This window comes from Mycobacterium sp. 852002-30065_SCH5024008, from assembly GCF_001665645.1.
Classification (GTDB): Bacteria; Actinomycetota; Actinomycetes; order Mycobacteriales; family Mycobacteriaceae; genus Mycobacterium; species Mycobacterium paraffinicum.
Genome location: NZ_LZSZ01000007.1, coordinates 1 through 547, shown reverse-complemented (window position 1 = coordinate 547; position 547 = coordinate 1). Strand labels below are relative to the sequence as shown.

1 protein-coding gene is annotated in these 547 nt (G+C 66.7%); it reads left to right on the top strand.

What is annotated here, in order from left to right:
- On the top strand, positions 1-547 hold a 547-nt coding region (locus A5781_RS00855), incomplete at both ends, for a condensation domain-containing protein (protein WP_156624278.1).

Here is a 547-nt window from a genome sequence, read left to right as displayed (position 1 = left end):
CAACAACGTCCGGGGCGGGTGCCGTTGTCGTTTGCCCAGTCGCGGTTGTGGTTTATCGATCAGTTGTTGGGCCCGTCGCCGGTTTACAACATGCCCGTCGCGCTGCGCCTGCAGGGCCCCTTGGATACCGATGCGTTGGGGGTGGCCCTGGGTGATGTGGTGGGCCGCCATGAAAGCCTGCGCACCGTCTTCCCCGCGGTCGACGGAATCCCCCACCAGGTTGTAGTGCCCGCCGGGCAGGCCGATTTCGGTTGGCAGGTGATCGATGCCAGCGGCTGGCTGCCCGAGCGGCTCGAGGAGGCCATCGCCGCGGTGGCGGGGTATCGGTTTGATCTGGGGGTCGAGATCCCGTTGCGGGCCCAGCTTTTCCGGCTCGGCGCAGATGAGTATGTGTTGGTGGCCGTGGCGCATCATATCGCCGCGGATGGCGGGTCGATCACCCCGCTGATACAGGATCTGGGCATCGCCTATGCCGCCCGCTGCGCCGGTCAGGCCCCGGGTTGGGTGCCGTTGGCGGTGCAGTATGCCGATTACACGCTGTGGCAGC